This is a genomic window from Synergistaceae bacterium, from assembly GCA_031267575.1.
Taxonomy (GTDB): Bacteria; Synergistota; Synergistia; order Synergistales; family Aminobacteriaceae; genus JAIRYN01.
Genome location: JAIRYN010000008.1, coordinates 73,281 through 82,294, shown reverse-complemented (window position 1 = coordinate 82,294; position 9,014 = coordinate 73,281). Strand labels below are relative to the sequence as shown.

Here is a 9,014-nt window from a genome sequence, read left to right as displayed (position 1 = left end):
CTCGGACCTTGCGGAGTTCTTGTCGAACGATAAAGAAATTATTGCCTTGCAAAGCGAACTGGGGGAGCTTAATTGAGGTGTTTTCTGATGTACGTTCACGGCGGCTCGTATAATCACGGCGCGGAAGCAACGCATTTGCTTTACTCAAACGAGGTTTGGGACAGATCGCTTCAAACGAGACTTGGGATAGATCACTTCAATGCCCATGTTTTTTCTTATTTTTCTTAGGTGGTGGTCCTATTTCTTGGAACTATTATACCTTCATAACCCGAGTCTCTTTTCTGCTGAGGAAATGAGATTTTGAGGAAATGAGATTTTAAGGATATTGGAAACGCGAAATTTATTAAAGATGGGAATATTGTTGTAGATCGGGACTACAACGGCGCTCGTGGAATATTTCTACGAGCTTTGCGAGATTCAGCTTTTTCTTTGACTGCATAGTCAAGGAAATACTATGCGAAATGTACCTACTACTTATGAGTAGGTATTAGTACACTAAAAGGATCGGAGTGGGCAGAAAGAAAACAGGCGTGGATTCCGTGTCTGAAAGCCTTTCGCAAACTCGTCGAGTGTTTTCACCGTCTTGTCGCTTTCCGACATTCCCACGCCTGTCGTTCTTACTCCGTTCCGTCAGACCTATTCAAATCTGTCTAAACAGATTCGAAGCTGACTTCCTGCTTCACTGAGGCCAGTTTCACCGCCATCTCGCGACGACGACCAGAACTTTACTCTCCACAGGCTGATACCGTGGAACTCACGGCGTAATTTCTTAAATTGATCGCTGCGTTCACATCTCGGTCATGATGTACGCCTCATTGCGGATATATCCACTCCCGAACCGATAGCGACAACTGTTCTAACTTCTGTCCACAGCACGAGCATACATTACTATATTACATATATTAACATAACTACATTACATATATTAACTCAGTCATATTTCAATACTGTTTACTCTCATGAACTGTTTATTCCCACTCTATGGTGGCAGGGGGTTTCGAGGTAACGTCCAGAACTACCCGATTGATGCCCCGAACCTCGTTACAGATCCGTTTCGCGACGAGGTCCAGCAGCTCTCCGGGAAGTCTCGCCCAATTAGCGGTCATGGCGTCCGAGGACTCCACGGCGCGGAGAGCCAGTACTTCGCTGTAAGTTCGCCCATCGCCCATGACGCCCACCGTCCGCACAGGCAGGAGAACGCAAAACGACTGCCAAATTTTGTGGTAAAGTCCGCTACGTATAAGTTCCTCTGTGAAAATGGCGTCCGCGGCCCGCAGGGTATCCAGACGTTCTCGGGTGATCTCCCCTAGACAGCGCACCGCCAGGCCCGGACCTGGAAAGGGCTGACGATCCACGATCTCACCAGGAATACCCAATATGTGGCCTATCTCCCGAACTTCGTCCTTGAACAGGTCGCGTAGGGGCTCCAACAAATTCAGATTCATCCGCTCCGGCAGTCCGCCCACGTTGTGATGAGACTTGATAACTGCCGATCCCTTCTTGCTGCCACTCTCGATCACGTCCGGGTAGATCGTCCCCTGCAAAAGCCACTTCACCGATCCGATCTTGCTCGCTTCACCCTCGAATACTTTGATGAAAAGTTCTCCAATGATTTTTCGCTTGCTCTCTGGGTCGGTCACACTCGCCAGGCGGTTCAGAAAAAGCTCCGACGCGTCCACGTGGCGCGTAGACAACCCCAGGCCGTCGTAAGACTTCAACACCTGGCGCGTTTCGTCGAGGCGCATCAGCCCGTTATCGACGAAGACACACTCCAACTGTTTGCCCACAGCCCTGTGAACGAGGGCCGCCGCCACGCTGGAGTCCACTCCTCCCGAAAGGCCGCAAACGACGCGTCCCTCTCCCACCTGGGATCGGATGACCTTCACGGAGCGTTCCACCCAGTTTCCCAGGTCCCAATCTCCTTTACAGCTGCAAACGTCGAAAAGGAAGTGCCGCAAAATGAGTGATCCGTGTTGCGTGTGTTCCACCTCCGGGTGAAATTGGAGCCCAAAAAAACGGCCGTCGTCGCTTTCCATCGCCGCGATCACTCCGTGCTTCGTGTCCGCCGTGGCTTGGAAGTTCGGTGGGACCTGCTTCACGCGATCCCCATGACTCATCAGAACCTCGAAGGAGCCAGGAACTTCTTTGAACAGCCTGGACTCCCCTTTTCTCTCGATGGGGGTTGTGCCGTACTCATGTTTCTCTCCGCTGACAACCTGACCACCCAAGAATTTCGCCAAGAGCTGCATTCCGTAGCATACGCCCAATACTGGCACGCCCAAATCCAAGATTTCCCCCTGAATGGCGATAGCGCCTTCATCGTTAACGCTATCGGGCCCTCCTGAAATGATGATCCCCGAAGGCGCCTGTTCGCGGACTCGGACGGTCGACACGTCCCAGGGTAAAATCGTACTGTGGATTTTCATCTCGCGCACCCGCCGGGCGATGAGCTGGGTAAACTGCGACCCGCAATCGATGATCACGATATTATCCAAACGGCTGACCTCCTGATTCAGCGTTCGGCCCGCCGGGTTAGGGCGGGCCGAATCATTAAACGGCAACTACTGATTTGCCGCGTCCTGAGGAGCCCAATATTCCACAAAAACCAGCTCCCCGCTTTTACCCGTCAGAACCGCGGCCGGCTTGTTCAGAGGATTATGGGTCGCCTCGTCCACCGTCCAAGTGAAATGCGTCACTTCTAGGCCTTTGGTGGTTTCCATAGCCTTCGCTATAGCGGGTCCCTCCGTTGTCCCAGCCACGGCGATGGCGTTGCCGATGAACGTCATGATGTCATAGGCGGCCACCAGGTTCGTAGGTTCCGTGGCCTTCTCGCCAAACTCCTTTTCGTAGACTTCGTTCAGCGCCACCACCTTGGGATCTGTGTAACTCATGGCCTGAACCCAGAAGGTCCCCTCCATGCCGTCGTTTCCCGCGATCTCGAAGATATTGGGGCTCACTCCGTCCCCTCCCATGAACTGTGGTTTCCAGCCCGCCTCCACCGCCTGCTTGATTACGAGGCCCATTTCTTTATAAAGCATCGTCAGGGCGATGGCGTCGGCGCCCCAGTTACGAGCCTCCGTGATCTGTGCGCGGAAGTCCACGTCTCCCTCTCGAAAAGCCCAAAACTTGTGTTCCACGCCCAATTCGTCGGCTCGGTTTTGGAGGAACTCCGTCAATCCCTCGGAATAAGCGCTGCCGATGTCACCGAGAACCGCTAGCTTTTTGGCGCCACGCTTCTCGATCAAGTAGTCGGCGATGACCTTTCCTTGGTAGGGGTCGGTGTAAGTGATACGGAACATGTAGGGACGAACTTTCCCCGTGTCGGGGTCTACCGTCACCGTGGGGTTGGTGGCGGCGCTGGCCACGGTCGGGATTTTGTTTTGGTCCACCACGGAGGCGATGGCGAGTTGGATGCTACTGTAGTTACTGCCTCCAATGGCCACGACCTTGTCCTCGAAGATCATCCGTTTTACCGCGTTAAGCGCGTCCTCGGCTTTGCCTCGGGTGTCGTAGAGGATAAGCTCCACCGGCCTGCCCAGAAGACCGCCCTTTTCGTTGATATGTTTCACGTAAAGGCGAGCTCCTCCTTGTTCAGCTTGTCCCCAAACGGCGGCGTCTCCGGTGATGGCTGCCAAATACCCTATTCGTATCGGCTCTTCCGCGCCCCAAGCCAAACCCCCTAAACACGACAAAATTGCCAATATCAGCGCGACCGCTCTTCCGAGTTTCAATTTCACTCCTCCTAACAAAAACAATGTATTTTGACATAATCCCACGACTCAAGTCGTGGGATTCCGTGGGAGTCTAAGATCGACAAAGACAGCCGACTGAAACCGGTCTTACGTCTTCTCTTTTAAGAGTGAATGCCCCCACTCTGAGAATAGTAATATTTTACTACGTTTTGCGTGTTTTTATGTTTTGCCTATTCGGGGTTATTTTAAGCGATATTTTGGGGGGGTAGCGCTTTAGCAATCGTGTTGCTCCGCAAAGGATTAGCTACATACTCCAAAGCAAGTCGAGGTCTAGAAACGATAACATAGGATTATAATCGTATGCGACGGAAGCGCGGACCATCATTCGCGTATGAAAAATCTTTGTATGAAAGTTTGTATGAAAATTTATATGAAAGTATGTATGAAAAATTTTTGGAGATGAAGAGTATGTCCAGCACATCGGTAAAAAATTTTCAGGACATCTTAAAGAAATATCGTGATTTTTCTTTCTCGGAAAGAGATAAGGGAGCGCGATTTGAGCGACTGATGCAAACGTTTCTGCGAACTTATCCGCTTTACGAGGGAAAATTTAGGCACATGTGGCTCTGGAACGAATTTCCATACCGTCAAGATTTTGGCGGGAAAGACACCGGCATCGATCTGGTTGCTCAGACCGTCGAGGGAGATTTTTGGGCGATCCAATGCAAGTGCTGGGATAAAGATTCTTACATCAACAAGCCCGCCGTCGATAGCTTCTTGGCGACATCCAGCAAAAATTTCGTGAACGCTCAGGCGCAAACAACCTCGTTCGCGATAAGGTTATGGATTTCCACCACGAACAAATGGGGGAGCGAAGCGGAGAATACGCTGCAACATCAAGACCCGCCTGTCATTCGTATAAGCCTGACAACCTTGGAAGAAGCGCCGGTTGACTGGGCGGCTATCGAGTCGGGTATTTCGGGAGAGCAGGCCCGTCTGAGTAAAAAAACTCTATTGAGCCACCAAAAAACCGCTTTGGAGGCTTTCCATGAACATTTCAAGACCCACGAGCGCGGCAAATTGATCATGGCCTGCGGTACGGGAAAGACCTTTACTTCTCTGAAAATCGCCGAAAACGAAACGAACGGTAAAGGGTTAGTGCTGTTCCTTGTCCCTTCCATCGCTCTTCTGGGGCAAACATTGCGGGAATGGACAACGGAAGCAAACACGCCTCTTTTCCCCATTTGTGTCTGTTCCGACCCGGAGGTTAGCGAGAAGAAAGTCCAACATGACGAAGGCGGTTACAGCATAAAGGATTTGGCTTTGCCCGCCTCCACCTTTGTGCCCGATATCGCGCGGCAACTCAAAGAGGCGAGGAAAACGAACGGCATGACGGTTGTTTTCTCGACATACCAGTCCATTGATGTCGTGGTGGAAGCGCAGAAGGCGTTTAAAAGATCTTTCGACCTGATCATATGCGATGAGGCGCACCGAACTACGGGCGTCACGCTCAAGGGTAAAGAGGACGCCGCTTTTGTTAAGGTTCATGACAACAATTTCGTCCAGGCTAAGAAACGCTTGTACATGACGGCTACACCTCGCTTATACAACGAAGACAGCAAAAAAAAGGCAAAAGAGGCGGATGTCTACCTCTGCTCGATGGATGACGAAGCGATGTATGGAGAAGAGGTGTACCGCATCGGTTTCGGTGAGGCGGTGGATAAAAAGCTGCTTTCCGACTACAAGGTTCTGGTGCTGACTCTGAGTGAAAATCAAATACCAGAGGCTTTGCAAAACGCTATTGCCGACGGAACCAAAGAAATCAATACCGATGACGCCAGCAAATTTATCGGTTGTATCAATGCTCTGTCTAAGAGAATGCTAGTGGACGAGGGGCTTCTGAAGGCTTCCGATCCCCTGCCGATGCGCAAGGCGGTCGCTTTCTGCCAGAGTATTAAAATATCGAAAAAAACGACAGCCGTTTTCAATGAATATAAAGACGATTACTACAACAGCCTGACGCCGGAAGAACGAGAAGACCTTGTAAGAGTTTCGTCCGATCATATCGATGGCACGATGGGAGCCACTCTGCGGAACGACAAGTTGGCATGGCTGAAGGCCACCCCCGCGGATACGAACGAATGTCGGATATTGACTAATGTGCGCTGCCTTTCCGAAGGAGTGGACGTTCCGAGCCTAGACGCCGTCATGTTTCTATCCGCCAGAAATTCTCAGGTCGACGTAGTCCAGTCGGTAGGGCGGGCTATGCGCGTCGCTCCGAACAAAAACTACGGTTATATCATCATACCGGTCGTAATCCCTTCTGGGGTCTCCGCCGAGGAGGCGTTAAGCGACAACGAGCGGTTCAAAGTCGTATGGACGGTTCTCAACGCTCTGCGTGCCCACGACGACCGATTCAACGCCATGATTAATAAACTCGAACTCAACAGGCGCAAGCCCAATGGAGGTGGCAGCGTCATTATCGGAGGAATCCCAGGAAGGGAAGACGGCGACGGTCTGCCTCCGCAAGGTCCGCAAGGAGGGCAAATCACCCTCCCGCCCTCGGAAATCCAAGAGCTGCAAAACGTTATTTACGCCCGCATGGTGCAGAAGGTCGGGAACAAGCGTTATTGGGAGCAATGGGCGCGGGACGTGGCGAAAATCGCGCAAAACTATATCAGGCGTATCAATCGCTTGATTGCCGAAGAGGGAAAACATAAGCAGGCATTCGACGACTTCCTGAACGGTCTTCGGAAAAATATCAATCCCTCTGTGGACGCGGGCGAAGTGGTAGAGATGCTGGCACAGCATATGATCACCAAGCCGGTGTTCGAGGCGTTGTTCGAGAACTATTCGTTCGTTCGGAACAACCCGGTTTCACAATCTTTGCAAAAAATGATCGACATCCTTGAGGCGCAGGCTCTGGAAAAAGACGCCCTTGTTCTGACCCGATTTTACGAATCCGTCAAAATGAGCGTGGCGAACATCGACAATGCCGAGGCGCGCCAAAAAGTCATTGTCGAGCTTTACGACAAATTCTTCCGAACCGCTTTTCCTGACGTGGTGGAACGCCTTGGGATCGTTTACACACCGGTCGAGATCGTGGATTTTATCATCAATTCCGTAGCCGTTGTGCTGCAAAAAGAATTTAACCGCGACCTTTCTGACGAAAACGTTCATGTCCTCGATCCATTCACCGGCACAGGCACTTTTATTGTCCGAATGGTCCAAAGCGGTTTGATTGATAAAACCGCGCTGCGCCGCAAATATGAACGAGAGTTTCACGCGAACGAAATCGTGTTACTGGCGTATTACATAGCTTCCATCAACATTGAGAACGCCTTTCACGACGCTTTGGGCAAAACAGGCGAGACCGAATATAAACCGTTTGACGGCATTTGCCTTACCGACACCTTTCAGTTGGGAGAAAACGACGACGCGGGAGTGCTCTTTTCGGAACTGCTGCAACAAAATTCCGACCGCGTCATTGCCCAGCAAAAAGCCCCGATCCGCGTCATCATCGGCAATCCGCCGTATTCCGTAGGGCAGCGTTCGGCAAACGACAACGCGCAGAACCAGTCGTACCCAAAGCTGGAGAAACGGATAGCGGAAACCTACGCGAAACAATCTACGGCCACTTTAAAAAACTCTTTGTACGATTCCTATATTAAAGCCTTCCGATGGGCTTCCGACCGACTAGACACAAAACATGGCGGAATCGTCGCTTTCGTGTCGAACGCCGGGTGGATTGACGGCAACGCGATGGATGGATTCAGAAAATGCCTCCAAAGCGAATTTAGCGCGATTTATATTTTCAACCTGCGAGGGAACTGTCGCACTTCCGGCGAAATAAGGCGCAAGGAAAAAGACAATGTTTTCGGTCTCGGCAGCCGGACACCTATCTCTATTACAGTACTTGTCAAAAAGCCTAACCACTTCGAGGACGCCGCTATCTATTATCGCGACATCGGGGATTACCTGACCCGCGAGGAAAAGTTGTCCATCGTTGCCCAAAGCCATGACATTTTCAGTCCTAAAATGGAATTGACGGAAATACAGCCCAACGAACACGGAGACTGGCTCAATCAAAGACACGACATTTTCAGCTCGTTCATACCGTTGGGAGATAAAGACGACAAAACTAACACAAAAACTGTTTTTGTGCCGTACTATTCCAATGGATTGAAAACTCAACGAGATGCTTGGTGCTACAATTTTTCCGCGCATGTTTTGGAAGAAAATATTCAACGAATGTTGAATTTTTATAACCAGCAAAGGGAAGAATACCAAAAACAAAAGCAACAAACAAACAATCTGAACATAAAAGATTTTCTCGATAATAATTCTCAAAAAATCAGTTGGTCAGACGGGCTGGTTAGTAATATTGCGCGTAACGAGGAGATCGTTTTCGATCACTTAAATGTGCAAGAAGCTGTTTATCGACCATTTTGCAAACATATGGTTTATTTTAATAAGGCATTAAATGAAAGAACATACCAAATGCCCAAACTCTTCCCAACGCCGCAACAAAAGAATCTGGTCATTTGTGTCTCAGGAATGGGAGGAGTTAAACAAAACACGACACTAATTATAAATACGATCCCTGATTTAAATTGCTTGGATGCAGGAACTCAATGTTTCCCGCTCTATTACTACGAAAAGAGACAGCATCAACAAATGACGTTATTCGACGCGAACGAAGAAGATTATATTCGCCGCGACGGGGTAACTGACTTCATTTTTAAACAATGCCGGGACCGTTACGGTCCGAAAGTTACGAAAGAAGATATTTTTTACTACGTTTACGGGCTGTTGCACTCCAAGGACTATCGTGAACAGTTTTCTGAGGATTTGAAAAAGATGCTGCCACGTATTCCTTTGGTGGATAAACCCGCTGATTTCTGGGCGTTCGACAAGTCTGGACGAGCCCTGGCCGAACTGCACCTGAACTATGAGAACCAGAAACCTGGGTACTCTATCGTCGTAACGGGTGAAACAAGTGAGGATTTCCGCGTCGATAAAATGAGGTTTATCGAAAAGGACGACAAGACCGGAATCCGGTACAACTCGCGCGTCACGATAACGAATATTCCTTTTGTCGCGTATGATTACGTCGTCAACGGCAAATCCGTGATAGAATGGATCATGGAACGCTATCAGGTCACGGTCGATAAAGCCAGCCAAATCAAAAACGACCCGAACGATTGGGCGAAAGAACATAACAACCCGCGCTATATCCTCGATCTGTTGCTGTCGGTTATTATGGTGAGCATCGAGACGGTGAGGATTGTGGAGGGGTTGCCGGGATTGGGAGTTTGAAGG

The 9,014-nt window shown here is 50.0% G+C and carries 3 protein-coding genes; 1 reads left to right on the top strand and 2 read right to left on the bottom strand.

Annotation, left to right across the window (positions count from 1 at the left end; all coding sequences use genetic code 11):
• Window positions 1-968: 968 nt before the first annotated feature.
• Both guaA and LBJ36_01175 read right to left on the bottom strand, forming a co-directional pair.
• Window positions 969-2,495, bottom strand: a complete 1,527-nt coding sequence (gene guaA, locus LBJ36_01180; GenBank protein ID MDR1377654.1) for a glutamine-hydrolyzing GMP synthase — start codon at window positions 2,493-2,495, stop codon at window positions 969-971.
• A 66-nt stretch (window positions 2,496-2,561) separates the two neighbouring features.
• Window positions 2,562-3,731 (bottom strand): ABC transporter substrate-binding protein, encoded by a 1,170-nt coding sequence (locus tag LBJ36_01175; GenBank protein ID MDR1377653.1) that lies wholly within the window; start codon window positions 3,729-3,731, stop codon window positions 2,562-2,564.
• Window positions 3,732-4,130: 399 nt separating this feature from the next.
• Between LBJ36_01175 and LBJ36_01170 the strand changes: the two genes are divergently transcribed.
• Window positions 4,131-9,011, top strand: a complete 4,881-nt coding sequence (locus LBJ36_01170; protein MDR1377652.1) for a DEAD/DEAH box helicase family protein — start codon at window positions 4,131-4,133, stop codon at window positions 9,009-9,011.
• The last annotated feature ends 3 nt before the right edge of the window (window positions 9,012-9,014 follow it).

Excerpts from the sequence above, each read along its gene's own strand:
- LBJ36_01170 (MDR1377652.1), top strand. The coding sequence starts at position 4,131 with ATGTATGAAAAATTTTTGGAGATGAAGAGTATGTCCAGCACATCGGTA.